Source organism: Streptomyces zaomyceticus, from assembly GCF_014656215.1.
GTDB classification, from domain to species: domain Bacteria; phylum Actinomycetota; class Actinomycetes; order Streptomycetales; family Streptomycetaceae; genus Streptomyces; species Streptomyces zaomyceticus.
This window is the reverse complement of the sequence record NZ_BNBZ01000001.1, coordinates 200,563-218,606: the sequence shown is the minus strand read 5'-3', so window position 1 is coordinate 218,606 and position 18,044 is coordinate 200,563. Positions and strand designations below refer to the sequence as shown.

At 71.4% G+C, this 18,044-nt stretch carries 17 protein-coding genes; 13 read left to right on the top strand and 4 right to left on the bottom strand.

Annotated features, from left to right (window positions below):
• Positions 1–12 precede the first annotated feature (12 nt).
• From ybeY to IE311_RS00970, 3 genes are read left to right on the top strand one after another with little or no spacing between them, the layout of a single operon-like run.
• The gene (gene ybeY, locus IE311_RS00980) at positions 13–510 is read left to right on the top strand and encodes an rRNA maturation RNase YbeY (RefSeq protein WP_148004175.1); all 498 of its coding nucleotides are present in this window, start codon (positions 13–15) and stop codon (positions 508–510) included.
• Positions 511–515: 5 nt separating this feature from the next.
• Positions 516–1,814: a hemolysin family protein gene (locus IE311_RS00975; protein ID WP_189829559.1), complete on the top strand. Its 1,299-nt coding sequence runs from the start codon at positions 516–518 to the stop codon at positions 1,812–1,814.
• Entirely contained in the window at positions 1,811–2,164 is a 354-nt protein-coding gene (locus IE311_RS00970; protein WP_189829558.1) for an MmcQ/YjbR family DNA-binding protein, read from the top strand. Before IE311_RS00975 ends, IE311_RS00970 begins: the two co-directional genes overlap by 4 nt.
• 35 nt (positions 2,165–2,199) lie before the next feature.
• On the opposite strand, the gene IE311_RS00965 is transcribed toward IE311_RS00970, so the two are convergent.
• Positions 2,200–3,603: an MFS transporter gene (locus IE311_RS00965; protein ID WP_189829557.1), complete on the bottom strand. Its 1,404-nt coding sequence runs from the start codon at positions 3,601–3,603 to the stop codon at positions 2,200–2,202.
• 157 nt (positions 3,604–3,760) lie between these two features.
• On the opposite strand from IE311_RS00965, the gene IE311_RS00960 reads away from it, so the two are divergent.
• The 7 genes from IE311_RS00960 (at position 3,761) to IE311_RS36520 (ending at position 10,678) form a co-directional block, all read left to right on the top strand.
• Positions 3,761–4,582, top strand: coding sequence for a helix-turn-helix transcriptional regulator (locus IE311_RS00960; RefSeq protein WP_373313734.1), 822 nt, complete (start codon positions 3,761–3,763; stop codon positions 4,580–4,582).
• A 50-nt stretch (positions 4,583–4,632) separates the two neighbouring features.
• A complete protein-coding gene (locus IE311_RS00955; RefSeq protein ID WP_189829555.1) occupies positions 4,633–4,995 on the top strand; it encodes a cytidine/deoxycytidylate deaminase family protein in 363 nt (120 codons plus the stop codon).
• Between the two features lie 238 nt (positions 4,996–5,233).
• Positions 5,234–5,710, top strand: coding sequence for a hypothetical protein (locus tag IE311_RS00950; RefSeq protein WP_073914338.1), 477 nt, complete (start codon positions 5,234–5,236; stop codon positions 5,708–5,710).
• A gap of 214 nt (positions 5,711–5,924) precedes the next feature.
• On the top strand, positions 5,925–7,256 hold the full coding sequence (locus tag IE311_RS00945) for a beta-xylosidase (RefSeq protein ID WP_189829554.1): 1,332 nt from the start codon (positions 5,925–5,927) through the stop codon (positions 7,254–7,256).
• 62 nt (positions 7,257–7,318) lie between these two features.
• Complete coding sequence (locus IE311_RS00940) at positions 7,319–8,287, top strand: WxL protein peptidoglycan domain-containing protein (RefSeq protein ID WP_189829553.1); 969 nt, start codon at positions 7,319–7,321, stop codon at positions 8,285–8,287.
• Positions 8,288–8,308: 21 nt separating this feature from the next.
• On the top strand, positions 8,309–9,259 hold the full coding sequence (gene era / locus IE311_RS00935; RefSeq protein WP_373313716.1) for a GTPase Era: 951 nt from the start codon (positions 8,309–8,311) through the stop codon (positions 9,257–9,259).
• Between the two features lie 33 nt (positions 9,260–9,292).
• Positions 9,293–10,678, top strand: coding sequence for a TerD family protein (locus IE311_RS36520; RefSeq protein WP_229901654.1), 1,386 nt, complete (start codon positions 9,293–9,295; stop codon positions 10,676–10,678).
• A 23-nt stretch (positions 10,679–10,701) separates the two neighbouring features.
• On the opposite strand, the gene IE311_RS00925 is transcribed toward IE311_RS36520, so the two are convergent.
• Positions 10,702–10,953: a protealysin inhibitor emfourin gene (locus IE311_RS00925; protein WP_189829551.1), complete on the bottom strand. Its 252-nt coding sequence runs from the start codon at positions 10,951–10,953 to the stop codon at positions 10,702–10,704.
• A gap of 21 nt (positions 10,954–10,974) precedes the next feature.
• Positions 10,975–12,045, bottom strand: coding sequence for a M4 family metallopeptidase (locus IE311_RS00920; RefSeq protein WP_189829550.1), 1,071 nt, complete (start codon positions 12,043–12,045; stop codon positions 10,975–10,977).
• 294 nt (positions 12,046–12,339) lie between these two features.
• On the opposite strand from IE311_RS00920, the gene leuA reads away from it, so the two are divergent.
• From leuA to IE311_RS00905, 3 genes are all read left to right on the top strand, one after another.
• A complete protein-coding gene (gene leuA, locus IE311_RS00915; RefSeq protein ID WP_189829549.1) occupies positions 12,340–14,103 on the top strand; it encodes a 2-isopropylmalate synthase in 1,764 nt (587 codons plus the stop codon).
• Between the two features lie 271 nt (positions 14,104–14,374).
• Complete coding sequence (locus IE311_RS00910) at positions 14,375–15,712, top strand: choice-of-anchor A family protein (protein ID WP_189829548.1); 1,338 nt, start codon at positions 14,375–14,377, stop codon at positions 15,710–15,712.
• A gap of 121 nt (positions 15,713–15,833) precedes the next feature.
• Positions 15,834–16,526, top strand: coding sequence for a TerB family tellurite resistance protein (locus IE311_RS00905; RefSeq protein ID WP_189829547.1), 693 nt, complete (start codon positions 15,834–15,836; stop codon positions 16,524–16,526).
• A 65-nt stretch (positions 16,527–16,591) separates the two neighbouring features.
• Here the strand turns inward: IE311_RS00905 and IE311_RS00900 are convergent, their stop codons facing one another.
• The gene (locus IE311_RS00900; RefSeq protein WP_189829546.1) at positions 16,592–17,971 is read right to left on the bottom strand and encodes an FAD-binding oxidoreductase; all 1,380 of its coding nucleotides are present in this window, start codon (positions 17,969–17,971) and stop codon (positions 16,592–16,594) included.
• Positions 17,972–18,044 lie beyond the last annotated feature (73 nt).

The window sequence follows — 18,044 nt, the reverse complement described above, 5'->3', positions numbered from 1 at the left end:
AACGCAGAACACATGTCGATCGACGTCAACAACGAGTCCGGCACCGAGGTCGACGAGCAGGCGATCCTCGACATCGCCCGCTACGCGCTCGCGCGCATGCGCATCCACCCGCTCTCCGAGCTCTCGGTGATCGTCGTGGACGCGGAGGCGATGGAGCAGCTCCACATCCAGTGGATGGACCTGCCCGGACCCACGGACGTCATGTCCTTCCCGATGGACGAACTGCGCCCGCCGGCGAAGGACGACGCGGAGCCCCCGCAGGGGCTCCTCGGCGACATCGTGCTCTGCCCCGAGGTCGCCACCCAGCAGGGCAAGGACGCGCCGACGGAGCACTCCATGGACGAGGAGCTGCAGCTGCTCACCGTCCACGGAGTGCTCCACCTCCTCGGGTACGACCACGAGGAGCCCGACGAGAAGGCCGAGATGTTCGGCCTCCAGGCGGCGATCGTCGACGGCTGGCGCGAGGAGAAGGGCCTCACCGGCCCGTCCCCGGCGCCGACCGTCTCCTGACCCCGATGGACGTTTCGCTGATCCTCGGCGCGGTGGCCCTGGTCGTCGTCGCCTGGCTCGCCGCCTGCGCCGAGGCCGGTCTCGCGCGCGTCTCCAGTTTCCGTGCCGCCGAGGCCGTACGGTCCGGCCGGCGCGGGGCCGAGAAGCTCGCCCAGGTCGCCTCGGACCCGACCCGCTATCTCAACGTGGCGCTGCTGGTGCGCGTCGCCTGCGAGATGGCGGCCGGTGTCCTCGTCACGTACGCCTGCCTGGAAGCCTTCCCGGAGACCTGGGAGGCGCTGCTCGTCGCCATCGCCGTGATGGTCCTCGTGTCGTACGTGGCCGTCGGCGTCTCGCCGCGCACCATCGGCCGTCAGCACCCGCTGAACACGGCGACGGCCGCCGCGTACGTCCTGCTGCCGCTGGCCCGGATCATGGGGCCGATCCCGCAGCTGCTCATCCTCATCGGCAACGCGCTGACGCCCGGCAAGGGCTTCCGCAAGGGCCCCTTCGCCTCCGAGGCGGAGCTGCGGGCCATGGTGGACCTCGCGGAACAGGAGTCCCTGATCGAGGACGAGGAGCGCCGGATGGTGCACTCCGTGTTCGAGCTGGGCGACACCCTGGTCCGTGAGGTGATGGTGCCGCGGACCGACCTCGTCTCCATCGAGCGGTACAAGACGATCCGCCAGGGCCTCACCCTCGCGCTGCGCTCCGGGTTCTCCCGTATCCCGGTCACCGGGGAGAACGAGGACGACATCGTCGGCATCGTGTATCTGAAGGACCTCGTCCGCAAGACGCACATCAACCGGGACTCCGAGTCGGACGTGCTGTCCACGGCCATGCGGGCCGCCGCCTTCGTGCCCGACACCAAGAACGCCGGTGACCTGCTGCGGGAGATGCAGCAGGAGCGCAACCACGTCGCCGTCGTCATCGACGAGTACGGCGGCACGGCCGGCATCGTCACGATCGAGGACATCCTGGAGGAGATCGTCGGCGAGATCACCGACGAGTACGACCGGGAGCTGCCGCCCGTCGAGGACCTCGGCGAGGGCCGCCACCGGGTCACCGCGCGCCTCGACATCGGCGACCTCGGCGAGCTGTACGGCTTTGGTCCCGACGAGTACGACGACGAGGACGTGGAGACCGTCGGAGGTCTGCTCGCCAAGGCGCTCGGCCGGGTTCCGATCGCGGGCGCCAAGGCGGTCGTGGAGCTGCCGGACGGGCGCTCGCTGCGGCTGACGGCCGAGTCCCCGGCCGGCCGGCGGAACAAGATCGTCACCGTTCTCGTGGAGCCGCTGGAATCGCTGGAGGAGAACCCGGCATGACCCCCGACGAGCTGCGCGCCTTCTGCCTGGACTTCAACGACGCGACGGAGGAGTTCCCCTTCGGGCCGGACGTCTCCGTCTTCAAGGTGGCCGGGAAGCTGTTCGCGCTCTCGTGGCTCGAGGGCGAGCCGCTGCGGGTCAACCTCAAGTGCGATCCGGACGAGGCGGTACGGCTCCGTGAGGAGTATCCGGCGGTCGCGCCCGGCTATCACATGAACAAGCGGCACTGGAACACCGTGACCGTGGGAGAGCTCCCGGACCGGATGGTCCGGGAGCTCGTCGAGGACTCGTACGACCTGGTGGTCGCGGGTCTGCCGAAGGCCGTGCGGCTCCGTCTCGACAGGCCGTAGGCCCTGTCGTCACCTAGCTCTCTCCGGGGCGTGGTTCAGGACCGGCGCCGCAGGCCGAGGCCGACGAGGAGCGCCGTACCGATCAGGATCGCCGCGTCCACGACGACGACCGTGCGGACGCCCCCGTACAGGTCCCCGCCCGTGGTGGCGAGCACGCCGAGCAGCGGGATGCCGACGGTGAGGCCGACCTGCTGGGTGGTGGTGACCAGGCCGGTCGCCAGGCCCTGCTGCTCGTTCGGGACGCCGGAGGTGACGGTCAGTCCGTACGAGATGATCGCGCCGAGGTGGCACATCGAGGCCAGCGAGACGGCGACGGTCGCCAGGACCACGCCCGACTCCTCGCCGAGGCCGAGCAGCGCGGCCGTCAGCACACCCTGTCCGAGCAGCGAGCCGACCAGGGTGCGGCGGGCGCCGATCCGGCCGATCACCTTCGGGGCGAACATGCCGGCCACGACCGACATCACCCCCTGCACACCGAAGACCAGGCCGGTCGCGAAGGCCGACAGGTCCAGGGTCTCCTGGAGGTACAGGGTGAGGACGAAGACGACCGTCGACATCATCGAGAAGGTGATCAGGCCGCCCAGATTGCCGAAGGCGACCGTGCCGCGCTTCAGCATCGGCAGCGAGATCAGCGGGGCGCTGTGCCGGGACTCGACCCGCACGAAGACCGCGAGCAGCAGGACGCCCGCCACCAGGGTGACCAGCACGTCCGTGCCGCCGAAGCCGCGCTCGGCCGCCGTCGTCAGGGCGTAGATCAGGGCGAGCAAGCCGCCGGTGACGGTCACCGCGCCGGGCAGGTCGAGGCGGGGCCGGTCGGGGGTGCGGGACTCGGGGAGCAGGCCGGGGGCCAGTGGGAGCACGATCACGCTGAAGAGGGCGAGCAGGCCCATGGTGGAGCGCCAGCCGAGCGTGTCGGTCATGACACCGCCGAGGACCATGCCGACGGTGAAGCCGAGCGACAGCAGTGTGCCGGAGATGCCGAGCGCCCGGTCGCGCAGCGGGCCCTCGGGGAAGGTGGTGGTCAGCAGGGACATGCCGGTGGGCACGATCGCGGCGGCGCCGAGGCCCTGGAGGGCGCGTCCGGTGAGGAAGGCGGCCGGGTTCCAGGCGAAGGTGGCGAGCAGCGAGGCCAGGCCGAAGAGGGCGAGTCCGGCGAGGAAGAGCTTCTTGCGTCCGTAGAGGTCGCCCACGCGGCCGAAGAGGAGCAGGAAGCCGCCGGAGGGCAGGGCGAAGGCGGTGACGGCCCACTGGAGGGCGGACCGGTCGAGGCCGAGGTCGGCGCCGAGGACGGGCAGCGCCACGTTCAGCACGGAGAAGTCGAGCGCCACCATGAACTGGGCGGCGCACAGCACGAAGAGGATGAGCCGGGTGCGGCCGGTGAGGGTCGGGGGAGCTGCCGGGGCGGCGGTCTCGGCGGGGGGAGAGGTCAGGGTTGCCATGGCCCCACCCTCGGCGTTCGGGAACAAGGCTGGGGAGCGGGAACTTATCCTGTTGGTCGCACCACCAGGCATCCAGGGGGAGGAAGCACACGTGGCCACCGCTCTCGAGAGCACCACGGCGAAGCGGCACCGACTGGGCGAGCTGCGCGAATTCCTGATGAGCCGTCGGGCCCGGGTGAGCCCGGCCGACGCGGGGCTTCCGGACGGTGGTGCGCGGCGCCGTACGCCGGGGCTGCGCCGGGAGGAGGTCGCGGTCCTCGCGGGTGTCGGGGTCTCCTGGTACCAGTGGCTGGAGCAGGGCCGGGACATCACGGTCTCGCCGCAGGTGCTCGACTCGGTGGCGCGGGTGCTGCGGCTGAGCCCGGCGGAGCGGCGTCATCTGTACGTCCTCGCGGCGCTGAACCCGCCGGCCCTGGAGCTCGCTCCGGAGGACCGGGACATGTGCGACGGGCTGCGGCGGCTCATCGACGCGTGGATGCCGTTCCCCGCGCACATCATGGACTCCTACTGGAACACGGTCCTGTACAACGACGCGGCGGCGATCGTGCTCGGGATGGGTCCCGACATCGCGCAGAACTGCCTGGTCACCTTCTTCACCGAGCCGCTGTACCGCGATCGGATGGCCCACTGGGAGGAACTCGCGCCGAGGGTCGTCGCGCAGTTCCGTTCGGCGTGCTCGGAGTGCCCGGACGACGAGGGCTTCCGGGCGGTGATCGAGGAGGCCAAGGCGCTGAGCCCGGAGTTCGTGGAGCTGTGGGAGCGGCGGGACATCCTGCCCGGCGGTCAGAACCGCAAGGAGATGGAGCATCCGCTGGTCGGCACGCTGGTGGTCGAGGCGACGCAGCTGCGCGTCCCGGCCCGCCCGGACCTGGTGATCGTGCTGCACACGCCGCTGCCGGAGGCCGGTACGGCGGAGAAGCTGGAGTGGCTGGTGTCGCCCGAGGGGCGGCGTGGGGCGATGTACCCGGTCGCGGGCTGAGCCCCGGGGGCGTCGCGGGTCGCGCTCCGGAGCGGACCTATGCTCGGGGCATGACACTCAGCAGCGAGCACGGCGACCTCGGCGCCGAGGACCTCAAGATCATCACCCTGGCGCGCAGCGCCCGCGCCCGCAACGGTGTGCCCGAGGGGGCCGCGGTGCGCGACGAGACCGGCCGTACCTACGTGGCGGGGACCGTGGAGCTGGAATCGCTCAAGCTGAGCGCGCTGCGGACCGCGGTCGCGATGGCGGTGGCGAGCGGCGCCCAGTCCCTGGAGGCGGCGGCCGTCGTGTCCGGCGCGGAGTCCGCGTCGGACGAGGACCGCGCGGCGGTACGGGACCTCGGCGGCCCGGAGACCCCGGTCCTGCTGGCCGGTCCGGACGGACGGCTGCGCGTGGCGGTCACGGCGGGCTGAGCGACCCGGCCGCCCGAGCGGCGGGAACGGGACACCGAAGGGCCCGGCGCACACGCGCCGGGCCCTCGCGTATCGGTCCCTTTGTGTGTTTGTGAAGGATCACCGCAACTTCTCTTGCCTTCCCATGCGGTCTGCGTCTCAATGAACAGCGGTCCGCCCGACGGACCGTCAGATCTCCATCATCCACGCAGTGTCCGCACCCCCCTGCGTTCGCCATCGGAAGGGGTTCGAACTCGCCATGAGAAGCAGAAGCACCTTAGGGACCGTCGCGGTCCTCGCCGGAGGGCTCGCCGCCGCCTCGCTCGCCTTCGCGCCGACGGCCGCCGCCGTCTCGCCGGGCTCGGCCACGGCGACGTACGACTGCGGATCGTGGGGCGGCGGCAGCGCCACCCTCGTCGCGACGCAGAGCGGCACCGCCGCCACCATCACCCTCACCTCGTCCGTGACGACCCCGATCCCGGTCGGCGCCGACCAGATCAACGCCACGCTGACGCTGGCCAAGGCCGGCGGCGGCACGCGGGTCTTCAGCGGCAAGAAGAACCCGGCGCTCCCCGTGGGGCCCGTGACCATCGGACCCCTCAGCGGGACCGTGGCCTCCGGCGACAGCCTCAACTCGTACTTCGCGGGTGTCGCCCTCAAGATGGTGATCTTCGGGGTCACGGTGAACTGTGACGCGCTGACCTCGCAGTCGCCGGGACCGTTCGTCTTCAGCTGAGCCCTGTACCAACCGGACCGGTGTCGCCCTGGGCGGCACCGGTCTCCGTCGTGTTCCGGCCCGCGAAAGGCACTGCTGACCTGGAGAAACGCCTCCGACCCGAGGATCTTGACAGTATCTGATGGGTCATCAGTCAATGTCTTTCGCTTGCATTGACTTCTCTCCGCCCGCAGCCGTCAATGGCGCCCACTCATCCCTAGGAGGGGGCACACCCATGGCACTCACCCGATCCCGGGCGGCGGCCCGAAGACGGCGCTGGACCGCCGTCCTCGGCGCCACCGCCCTCGCGGTCGCAGGAGGCGCGCTCGCGGCCCCGGCCGGCGCGACGACCACCTCCCAGCCGGTGGAATTCCAGACCCGCTGCGTCCCGCCGCCGATCGCCGGCATCCCGCCCATCACGGGCAGCACCACCGCCGAGATCACCGTCGACAAGGCCAGCCCCAAGGTCGGCGAGACGGTCACGGTGACGTACACGATCACCAAGCCCGCCGCGTCCAACCCGGTCGACCTCGCGCTGCCGGCCGACATCATGACGCCCAGCGGCAAGGTCGTCCTCGGCGGCGCCCAGAGCGGCGCGGTCACCGTCAACGGCCCCAAGAAGAACCCGCCGGTCCCCGGCAAGGGCTCCTTCCCGGCCTTCTCGATGACCGGCACCTTCACCGTCACCCAGCCCGGGTCGATCACCCTCTCGCCCGGTGACTACAACATCCACACCAGCTACCTCATGGAGCTGGACACCCCCTGTACGGTGCTCACCCCGCCCGCCCCGGTCTCCGAGACGGTCGTCGCGAGCCCCGTGACCAGTCCCAACACCCGCGCCCTCGCCCTCGACACCGCGTCCGGCGACCCGGGCGTCCGGGTGACCGTCAACGGATCGAAGTTCACCCCGCTCACCGAGGTCACCGTCGTCGGCCGGGCCGGGGCGGCGGAGACCGCGGACAGGATGACCGTCACGACCGACAGCGAGGGCTCCTTCGCCGCACGCCTGAAGGTCAACGACGTGGCGACCACCGGGATCGTGGCCTACGAGGGCGCGGCCTGGGACCCCGAGAAGGGCGCCGGACCCGCCGCGTACAAGGTCGTCGTACCGGCGCCGCCGAACAGCCAGACCATCACCGCGGCCGTCACCGCCGGTGAGCTGTCCATGACCCAGGCCGGGGACGCCGTCCAGCTGTCCTCCGTCGACTTCGGTCAGGGCGGCGCGGCCACCGGCGACCTCAGGACGGTGACGGTCAAGGACTTCCGCGGCGGCCCCGCTGGCTGGTCCCTCACCGGCAAGGTCACCGACTTCACCGGCACCGGCGGCTCCATCGGCGCCGGGAACCTGAGCTGGACCCCGGCCTGCACCGCCAAGGCCGGCAGCCCCAGCGCCTGCGCGGCCGGCTCGTCCGGTCCGGTCGGCAGCGGCGGCGCGACCCTCGCCTCCACGCCGAACGGCGCCCTCACGGGCGGCGAGTTCACGATCGACGCGGGGCTCTCCCTCGACGTCCCGGCCTTCACGGCGCCGGGCTCGTACGCGGGCGTGCTGACGCTCACCCTGTCCTGACCACCGTGCGGGCCGGGCGCGCACCCGGCCGGCCCGCTCCGCACCCCGGGGGTTTCCGACTCGTGCGCACGCTGTACGTACTCCTCCTGAGCGTCCTGCTCCTCCTGCTGGGCCCCGCCCCGCACGCGCGGGCAGCCGAGAACGGCGAGTGGGCCGTCTACCCGGCCGCCGCCCGTCTCGGCAGCCGCCCCTACTTCTTCCTCACCGCCGACCCGGGCTCCACGCTCACCGACCGGGTCACCGTCGCCAACAAGACGACCGTCCCGCTGACCTTCCGGCTCTACGGCGCCGACGCCTACAACACCGACCGGGACGGCGGCTTCGCCGTCCGCACCCAGCGGGAGAAGCAGACCGGCGCCGGTGCCTGGATCAAGCCCGAGCGGACCCGTGTCACCGTCCCGCCCGGCTCCGCCGTCACCGTCCGCTACACACTGACCGTCCCCGCCGACGCCGACCCCGGCGACCACCCCGGGGCGCTCGTCGCCCTCGACGAGCGGATCAGCCCCGGGGGGAAGGGCGCCGTCGCCGTCGGTGTCCAGCGCGCCGTCGCCGCCCGTCTCTACCTGCGGGTGAACGGGCCGACCGTGCCCGCCCTCGGCGTCGAGGACGTCACCGTCGACCAGGACCGGCCGCTGGTCCCCGGCGCCGGCACCAGCAGCGCGGTCGTCTCCTACACGCTGCACAACCGGGGCAACGTCACCCTCAACCCCAAGGTCGCCCTCAAGGCGCAGGGGCTCTTCGGACGCACCCTCCTCGACCGCGACCTCGCCAAGGTGCCGTCCGAGCTGCTGCCCCGGCAGAAGATCCGGCTCACCGAGCGGTGGACCGGCTCCCCGCAGCTGGACTGGGGTGACATCACCCTCACCGCCACCGCGAAGGACGTCCGGGAAGCGGGCACGGTCTCCTTCCTCGCCCTGCCCTGGCTCGCCGCCGCGACCCTGCTCGTCGGGGGCGCCGCGGGCCTCCTCGGCCTGCGGATACGGCGGTACCGGGCGGCCCGCGCGGAGCCGAGTGCGCACGTGAGTACGTGAGGCGGGCGCTCATCGGGGACAATGGCCCCCATGAGCGCTCGCAACCAAGAAACCGAAGCCGTCCACCGGGCCGGCTTCGCCTGCTTCGTCGGCCGCCCCAACGCGGGCAAGTCCACCCTCACGAACGCTCTGGTCGGTCAGAAGGTGGCCATCACCTCGAACCGGCCGCAGACCACCCGGCACACCGTGCGGGGCATCGTGCACCGCCCGGAGGCGCAGCTGATCCTGGTGGACACCCCCGGCCTCCACAAGCCGCGCACCCTCCTCGGCGAGCGGCTCAACGACGTCGTGCGCACCACCTGGGCCGAGGTCGACGTCATCGGCTTCTGCCTGCCCGCCGACCAGAAGCTCGGCCCCGGCGACAAGTTCATCGCCAAGGAGCTCGCCGGGATCAAGAAGACCCCGAAGGTCGCGATCATCACCAAGACCGACCTGGTCGACTCCAAGACGCTCGCCGAGCAGCTCATCGCGATCGACCAGCTCGGCAAGGAGCTGGGCTTCGAGTGGGCGCAGATCGTCCCGGTCTCCGCCGTGGGCAACAAGCAGGTCCAGCTCGTCGCCGACCTGCTGATCCCGCTGCTTCCCGAGTCCCCGCCGCTCTACCCGGAGGGCGACCTCACGGACGAGCCGGAGCAGGTCATGGTCGCGGAGCTGATCCGCGAGGCCGCGCTCGAAGGCGTACGGGACGAGCTGCCGCACTCGATCGCGGTGGTCGTCGAGGAGATGATCCCCCGTGAGAACCGCCCGGCGGACCGGCCGCTGCTCGACATCCACGCCAACGTGTACATCGAGCGTCCCAGCCAGAAGGGCATCATCATCGGCCCGAAGGGCAGCCGTCTCAAGGAGGTCGGCATGAAGTCCCGCAAGCACATCGAGGCCCTCCTCGGCACCCCGGTCTTCCTGGACCTCCACGTCAAGGTCGCCAAGGACTGGCAGCGCGACCCGAAGCAGCTGCGCAAGCTCGGCTTCTAGGCAGTCGCCGGGGACGCGTGCCAGCATGGCGCCGTGACAGAGATCGTCAAGGGGGGAAACCTGCCGGTCCCCGGGCAGGTGTGGCGGATCGCGGTCGTCCGGCGGGACGCTGATGACGGAGTGCCGGAGGTCGACGCCTCGGCGTTGTTGCTCGACGCCTCCGGCAGGGTCAGGGGCGACGGCGACCTGGTCTTCTACAACCAGCCGGTGCACACGTCCGGCGCGGTGCGCCTGCTCGACCGGGTACGGGACGGGGAGCGGCGGGTCGCCGACTGGCTGGAGATCGACACCGGGCGCGTCGAGCCCGCCGTCCAGCGCATCGTGATCACCGCCTCCAGCGAGCACGGGACGTTCGGCCAGGTCCCGGGCCTGCACATCCGGACGGTCAGCGCCGCCACCGGCGAGCAGCTCGCGCTGTACGAGGTCGACGACGCGAGCACCGAGACGGCGTTCCTCCTCGGCGAGTTCTACCTGCGCGACGGGGCGTGGAAGTTCCGTGCGCTGGGCCAGGGGTACGACTCCGGCCTCGTCGGCCTCGCCGAGGACTTCGGCATCGTGGGCAGGGACCCGGAGCACGCCCCCGACGACGAGCCCGGGCATGACGACGAGCCCGCACCTGGCCACGAGCCCGTGCACGACGGCGGGCCGGGCCCGGTCGACGAGCCCGTCTCCGTCGGCGCCGTTCCGGAGGCCATCCCCGAGGAGCTCCTCGCCAAGGTCCGGGAGGCCGAGGCCGAGGCCGCCCTCGTACGGACATCGCCGCCGCGGGTCCCCGCACAGCACTCCCCGTGGGGGACCGGCCCGCGGTCGGACGCCGAGCTGTTCGGCGGGGAGTTCCCGGAGTTCGTCCGCAGCGGCGAGGGCAAGGCCGACATCACCGTCGACGTGCCGATCCCGGCCGGTTACGTCGTCGTCGAATCGACCCGGAGGGGCGACGGCTACTTCGCCGTGCACAGCATCGACGAGAAGGGTGAAAGCGCCGGCCTGCTCGCGAACACGCTGCTGAAGGACCAGGGGGCCCGCCGGGTCCTGCGGTACGACGGCAAGGCCCCGCTGCGCCTGCGCGTGAGCGCCTACGGCGAGTCGTGGACGGTCGCCGTCCGTCCGGTGAGCACCGTGGAGGTCCTCGACGGCACGGCCGAGGGACGGGGCTCCGACGTGCTGCTGTACACGGGCCCGGCCGGCCTGCTCTCCTCCCGGCTCCGCACGAGGTTCGGCTTCGAGTGGTTCAACGTGCACGGCTACGAGCCGGACGGCCGCGATCACCTGCTGGCCAACGAGGCGAACAGGTTCCCCCGGGACACACGTCCCCTGCCCGAGGGGCCCCTGCTCGTGCAGCTCGTCAGCGCCGACGGGGACTGGTCCCTGAAGGTCCGGCCGCCGAAGGAGAACAGATTCTGGCGGCGCGCCTCCCGCTAGGGGGTGCCCGAAGGCCCCGGAGCCTACGCGCCCTCCTTGAGGACCCTCGTGACGAGGGTCCTCTGCGCCTCCGAGAGGCGGGGGTCGCAGCAGCGGACGGTGACGCCGTCGATCGTGATCTCGTAGGAGAAGCCGTCCGGGACGCCCCGGACGTCGCCGTCACCGTCGGCGAGGACGGTGGCGGCCAGGGACTCCCACTCGGTGTCCGTGACCACCACCTCCGCCGACCGCTCGATGCCCGCGAAACCGCCCGTGCGCCGCACTCGAATCCGCATGGGACCTGTGTACCAGCCGGATCAGTCGGTCGGCACGCCCACCGCCGACCAGGCCTTCAGGACGGCCTGGATCTCCTCCCCGTCGCCATACCGGGCGCGCGCCGCCGCCACCGTGGCCGCCGCGAACTCGGAGAAGCGGGCCTCGGGGGTGAGCGTCCCGCCGGTCATCACGTCGTACCAGATCTGCCCGGCCCGCTCCCAGGCGTTGCCGCCGAGCTCCGTCGCGGCCAGGTAGAAGGCGTGGTTGGGGATGCCGGAGTTGATGTGCACCCCGCCGTTGTCGCGGCCGGTGCGGACGTAGTCGTCCATGTGGCCGGGCTGCGGGTCCTTGCCGAGGACGTCGTCGTCGTACGCGGTGCCCGGGGCCTTCATGGAGCGCAGTGCCGTCCCCTCCACGTTCGGGTGGAAGAGGCCCTCGCCGATGAGCCAGTCGGCCCGGTCGGCGCTCTGCCCGCGCGCGTACTGCTTGACCAGCGAGCCGAAGACGTCGGAGACGGACTCGTTGAGGGCGCCGGACTGGCTGAAGTACTCCAGGTTCGCCGTGTACTGGGTGAAGCCGTGGGCCAGCTCGTGGCCGATGACGTCCACGGGGAGGGTGAAGTCGAGGAAGATCTCGTCGTCGCCGTCGCCGAACACCATCTGCTCGCCGTTCCAGAAGGCGTTGCCGTAGTTCTCGTCGTAGTGGACGGAGGCGAGGAGCGGCAGCCCGGAGCCGTCCATCGAGTCGTGTCCGAAGGCGTTCAGGAAGAGGTCGAAGGTGGCGCCGAGGCCGGCGTACGCCCGGTTGACGGTCGCGTCCCCGGTCGCCTCGTCGCCCTCGCCGCGGACCTTGGTGCCCGGCAGATCGGTGCCGCGCGCGCAGTCGTAGACGGTGCGGTGCGGGCGCCCGGCCTCGGCGGGGGCGAGCGTGGGCGCGGTGCCGGGCAGCGGCAGCACCCGGAACGTACGGGCCGAGGCGTCCGCGATGAGGGTGCGGCGGGCGGCGGCGGCGACGGCCGGGTTGTCGGAGTGCGCCAGGTGCTCCAGGAGGTGCGGGGGGACGATCGAGCAGAAGACGGGAGAGCGGTGCGGGGCAGGCGTGTGGGGAGTCATGCTCGCAATGTGGCACTGCGTGAGCCCACTGTCACGGGGTGAGACGAGGATTGGCGAAATGGAGTGATGCGTCACTGTTCGGCCTTGACGCGGAGGCTGTCCCGCATACTGATACGGGACGTCCGCCTCCGGCGCCCCTGGGCTAAGCTGCGGCACATCATGCGTTTCGGGCTGCTTCTCCTTAGCTGCCGCGGCGAGGGCCTGTAGTCGTAGGCCGACCCCCTCCCCGCGGGACCTGGTGTTGCGTTCGACAGTCGGCCGTCCTTCTTGCTGGACCCGAGGAGCCAAACGCACATGACCCAGTCTCCGTTCATCGGCCGCCCCACGCCCGTCACCAACGCGACGCAGCTGCAGAAGCCGTCCGGGATGCCGATCCACAAGTACGGCCGCTACGAGTCGGTGGACATCCCCGACCGCACCTGGCCCGAGCAGCGGATCACCAAGGCCCCGCGCTGGCTGTCCACCGACCTGCGCGACGGCAACCAGGCGCTGATCGACCCGATGTCCCCGGCCCGCAAGCGCGAGATGTTCGACCTGCTGGTCCGCATGGGCTACAAGGAGATCGAGGTCGGCTTCCCGTCCTCCGGCGAGACCGACTTCAACTTCGTGCGCTCCATCATCGAAGAGGGCGCGATCCCGGACGACGTCACCATCTCCGTACTGACCCAGGCCCGCGAGGACCTGATCGAGCGGACCGTGGAGTCCCTGGTCGGCGCGAAGCGCGCCACCGTCCACCTGTACAACGCCACCGCGCCCACCTTCCGCCGGGTCGTCTTCCGCGGCTCGAAGGAGCAGATCAAGCAGATCGCCGTGGACGGCACCCGTCTGGTGATGGAGTACGCGGAGAAGCTGCTCGACGAGCGCACGGTCTTCGGCTACCAGTACAGCCCGGAGATCTTCACCGACACCGAGCTGGACTTCGCCCTGGAGGTCTGCGAGGCGGTCTGCGACGTGTGGCAGCCCGGTCCGGAGCGCGAGATCATCCTGAACCTGCCCGCCACCGTGGAGCGTTCGACGCCGTCCACGCACGCGGACCGCTTCGAGTGGATGTCCCGGAACCTGACCCGCCGTGCGCACGTCTGTCTGTCGGTCCACCCGCACAACGACCGCGGTACGGCCGTGGCGGCGGCCGAGCTGGCGATCATGGCCGGCGCCGACCGCATCGAGGGCTGCCTGTTCGGCCAGGGCGAGCGCACGGGCAACGTCGACCTGGTGACGCTGGGCATGAACCTGTTCTCCCAGGGCGTCGACCCGCAGATCGACTTCTCGCAGATCGACGAGATCCGCCGGACGTCCGAGTACTGCAACCAGATGGAGGTCCACCCGCGCCACCCCTACGCGGGCGACCTGGTCTACACGGCCTTCTCCGGCTCCCACCAGGACGCCATCAAGAAGGGCTTCGACGCGATGGAGGCCGACGCGGCCGCCGCCGGCAAGACCGTCGACGAGATCGAGTGGGCCGTGCCGTACCTGCCGATCGACCCGAAGGACGTCGGCCGCTCCTACGAGGCCGTCATCCGGGTCAACTCGCAGTCCGGCAAGGGCGGTATCGCGTACGTCCTGAAGAACGACCACAAGCTGGACCTGCCCCGCCGGATGCAGATCGAGTTCTCGAAGATCATCCAGCAGAAGACGGACAGCGAGGGCGGCGAGGTCACGCCGGCCGCGATCTGGGCCGTCTTCCAGGACGAGTACCTGCCCAACCCGCAAAACGCCTGGGGTCGCATCCAGCTGCGCTCCGGTCAGACCACCTCCGACACCGACGGCACGGACACCCTGACCGTCGAGGCGGTCGTGGACGGCGCCGAGACCGTGCTGTCCGGCTCCGGCAACGGCCCGATCTCGGCCTTCTTCGCCGCGCTGCAGTCGATCGGCGTGGACGCCCGCCTGCTGGACTACCAGGAGCACACGATGAGCGAGGGCGCCTCCGCGCAGGCCGCCTCGTACATCGAGTGCGCCATCGACGGCCAGGTCCTGTGGGGCATCGGCATCGACGCCAACACGACCCGCGCCTCCCTGAAGGCGGTCATCTCGGCGGTCAACCGCTCCGCCCGCTGACCCGTCCCCCCTGTCGCCACCGGACCGCCCCGCCCCTTTCCGAAGGGGCGGGGCGGTCCGCCGTCGTCCGGCCCCCGTCCGCCGCCGGCGCCCGACGTGTGAGCTGCGTCACGGTTTCAGGTTCACTTAAGGAAGATCATCCCGGCATGCCGGAATCGGCGTCATATCAGGTGAGTTGACGGCACATCGGGGAATGGCGGATGGTCGGCGCGTCCCTTCGGACACCGCCCCCCACGCGCCCTCTCCATACCTCCCTGACCTGGAGTTTCGCATGCGCACGACCGCTGCCGTGGCCGCCGTTCTCGCGGTGACCGGTGCCGCCCTCAGCTGGGTTCCCGCCGCCTCCGCCGCCGACTCCGCGACCACCACGGAGTGCGTGACGCATCCGCTCGGCACCGCCGGTCGCTACGCCGAGTTCGTCGAGAAGGACTCCACCCGCCACTCGGACTCCGAGGGCGCGGTCGCGGTCGGCGGCGACGCCTTCTTCGGCGACGCGAAGCTCGGCCAGGGCTTCTCCATCGGCCACAAGCTGACCGGCGCCGACCTGGCCGCGCTGCCCGGCGGCCACAGCCTCGTCGTCGGCGGCACCCTGCACGCCAACCAGGTCGTGATCAACAAGGGTTCCGGCGTGTACGGATCGCTCGACGACCGCTCCGTGAAGGGCGCGGGCTTCGCCGTCGACGGCCCGCACGCGAAGGGCGCCTCGCCGGTCGACTTCGGCAAGGAGTTCACCGGGCTGCGCGCGCTGTCCACCGGCTGGGCCGCGACGAAGCCCAACGGCACGGTCTCCACCTCCGGCGACGGAGTCTTCCTCACCGGCACCGACCCGAAGCTGAACGTCTTCGCCGTGAACGCCGCCGACCTGGAGAAGTTCCGCGCGATCACCCTGGACGTCCCGGTCGGCTCCTCGACCCTGGTGAACGTGCTCGGCGCCTCGTACGACATGAGCACCTCGGCCACCTACGGCGTCTACTACAAGAACCTCGACGGCGGCGCCCCGGTCGTCGACGACTACGCGGTGCCGCGCCCGGAGTACGGGCAGATCCGTTCCAAGCTGCTGTGGAACTTCCCGCAGGCCGAGAGCGTGAAGAAGAACTACACCTCGTGGCCGGGCACGATCCTCGCGCCGAACGCCAAGGTCGAGATGGGCGGCAAGAACGTCGGCCCCGGCCACGTCAATGGCTCCGTCATCGCCGAGGAGCTCGTCACCGTCCCCGGCGCCGAGACCCACCAGATGAACTTCACCGGCTGCCTGCCCGGCGAGCCGAAGCCCGGCCCGGTCGTCACCCCCGAGACGCCGAAGCCGACCGACACCCCCGTCCCCACGCCGCCGGCCACCCCCGAGCCGACTCCCAGCGAGGGCGGCACGACGCCGAGTGCCTCCAAGACGCCCACGGGCTCCGCGTCCCCGTCCGCGCCCGCCACTCCGGGCGGGACCACCAGTGCCCCGGCCGGGACGCCGACCCCGGCGCCCTCCGCCACCCCGGAGGGTGATCTCGCGACGACCGGATCGGCCATCGGCCCCGGAACGATCGGTGCCGCCGCGGCCGCCGTCCTCGTCGGTGGAGGCTTCCTGGCCTTCGCAAAGCGCCGCCGTCGCACCTCCTGAACCATGACGTGTCTCGGCCAACTCCACGGCGAAGTCCTGACGGGGTGCTGACGCCACATCAAGGATGTGGCTAACATCACGCCAACGCCGGCAGTGCAGCCGGGCCGTTGAGGAGGTGCGTGTGCGGTCTGCCCGGAATTCACGTGGTGGGAAAGTGGGCGTCTGCGGAATCCGCACCTCCTGGAACACGGTCGGCGACGGCGAGTTCTTCTGCGAGGAGTGCGGGGGCGACCGGAACTACCGGCGGCGCACCGGCCGCCGCAGGTTCGCCGTCCTGGGCGTCCCGGTCCTGCCCAGGGGCTGTACGGGCCCCGTCGTCGAGTGCGCGGCCTGTCACACGCACTTCGGTACGGAGGTGCTCGACCACCCGACGACGAGCCGGTTCTCCGCGATGCTGCGGGACGCCGTGCACACCGTCGCCCTGGCCGTCCTCGCGGCCGGCGGCACCGATTCCCGCGAGGTCCTGGACCGGGCCGTGAGCGCGGTCCGGTCCGCCGGCTTCGCCGAGTGCACGGCCGTCCAGCTCGTCGACCTCGTCGAGGCGCTGGAGGCGGACACCGGGCGCTTCATGCCCGAGGTGAACCCCGAGGGGGCGCTCCTCGCGATCGAACTGCACGAGGCCCTGGAGCCGCTCACCCCGCACCTGGCACCGTCCGGACGGGAGTCGATCCTGCTCCAGGCCGCCCGGATCGCCCTCGCCGACGGGGTCTACAGCCCGGCCGAGCGGGAGGTCCTCGGAACCGTCGGGAACGCGCTGGCGCTCGCTCCCGACGACACCGTGCGGCTGCTGGCCTCGGCCCGTACCGTCCCGTAGGGGACGACCCGCTCGGGGCGCGAGGGCGCGAGGGCGCGAAGGCGCGAGGCGCGAGGGGGCAGGGCTCAGGGCGTGATGTTCTGGTTGAGCCGGAACACGTTGTCGGGGTCGTACCGCCGCTTGACCGTGCGCAGCCGGTCGTAGTTCTGCCGGTAGTTGACCCGTACCCGGTCCTGGTCGTCGGTGTCCATGAAGTTGACGTACCCGCCCTCCTGGGTGTGCGGGCGCAGCGCCCTGTCGTAGGCGCGGGTCCAGGCGATGTTGTGCTCCGAGTCCGCCGGATCGGTCCAGGTGCCGCCGAAGGAGTGCGAGAAGACGGCGTCGCGGTAGGCGAACGCGGTCTCCTCCGGGCCCACCCGGTGGCAGGCGCCGTCGATCGGGAAGATCGCCGTGTCCGATTCGAGGGACGGCATCGTCGCGCCGTACTCCATGTGGGCCGCGATCGCGCCGTCCGAGAGTTCGCGGCTGAAGTTGCCCTTCCAGTAGTGGAGGAGCCCCGGCGGCAGCTGCTCGTCGAAGAGGGTGTTGATCACCGGGTACGGCATCCGCTCCATGAACCGGCCGATCACCGGCCCGAGCCCGTCCAGGCGGGCGAGAACCCTCTCGTCCTCCGCCTCCGGGCCGCTGAAACAGGTGAACGCGGCGCAGATCGGACGGCCGTGCCAGCGCTCGGGGAGGAAGGGTTCCTCGGGGCCGAGGGCCAGGACGAGGATCGAGTTCAGCTCCTCGGGGGAGTCCGCGATCAGCTCGCGCCAGGCGCGGGCCACGTCTCCGTCGAGGGGGTAGCAGCTCAGCCCGCCGAAGACGTCCGCGACCGGGTGCAGCCGGTACGCGAGGGAGACGGCGACGCCGAAGTTGCCGCCGCCGCCCCGCAGCGCCCAGAACAGGTCCGGGTTCCGCTCGGCGTCGCAGGACACCAGGGCGCCCTCGGCGGTCACCACGTCCGCCGCGATCAGGTTGTCGCAGCTCAGGCCGTAGCGGCGGGCCAGATGGCCCATGCCGCCGCCGAGCGTGAGGCCGCCGATGCCGGTCGTGGAGATCACCCCGCCGGTGGTCGCGAGACCGAAGGCGTGGGTGGCGTGGTCGAAGTCGCCCCAGGTGGCGCCGCCCTCGGCGCGTGCCGTACGGGTCTCCGGGTCGACCCGGACGCCCCGCATCCGGGACAGGTCGACGACGAGACCGTCGTCCACGGTGCCGAAGCCGGCGACGGAGTGGGAGCCGCCGCGCACGGCCAGGGGGAGATCGTGCTCCCTGGCGTGGAGTACCGCCGCGATCACGTCGGCGGCGTCCACGGCGTGGACGACGACGGCCGGGTGGCGGTCGTGCAGGGCGTTGTAGACCCGGCGGGACTCGTCGTACGACGGGTCGCCGCGGGTCACGACGGTGCCGCGCACGGCACCGCGGAGCATGTCTGCGGTGGTCTGGGGATGCGTCGTGGTGGTCATGTCTCCGGTGTAGCCCGGTGGGCTCCCGGCGCGCATCGCCCGAACCGCCCATGCGCGGGCCCCCGTCCGTATG